The 229-nt window shown below is 42.8% G+C and carries 2 tRNA genes; both read right to left on the reverse strand.

The features are described 5' to 3' along the window. Positions 1-8: 8 nt before the first annotated feature. Positions 9-84 (reverse strand) — tRNA-Lys (locus CXF93_RS02950). 67 nt (positions 85-151) lie between these two features. Further along, positions 152-227: transfer RNA gene (locus CXF93_RS02955), tRNA-Val, on the reverse strand. Positions 228-229 lie beyond the last annotated feature (2 nt).

Consider the following 229-nt stretch of genomic DNA (forward strand, 5'->3'; position numbering starts at 1 on the left):
AAAGAAAGTGGTGGGCTGTGAAGGATTTGAACCTTCGACCAATTGATTAAAAGTCAACTGCTCTACCAACTGAGCTAACAGCCCCCGAATACTTTCTTTAAAAAGTCTCGTTACTTATATTAAAAATATAGATAACCAAACTTAATAATTGTGGTGGGTCCTACTGGGCTTGAACCAGTGACCCTCGCCTTGTAAGGGCGATGCTCTCCCAACTGAGCTAAGGACCCAC

Origin of the sequence: Moritella sp. Urea-trap-13, assembly GCF_002836355.1 — a bacterium.
Classification (GTDB): domain Bacteria; phylum Pseudomonadota; class Gammaproteobacteria; order Enterobacterales; family Moritellaceae; genus Moritella.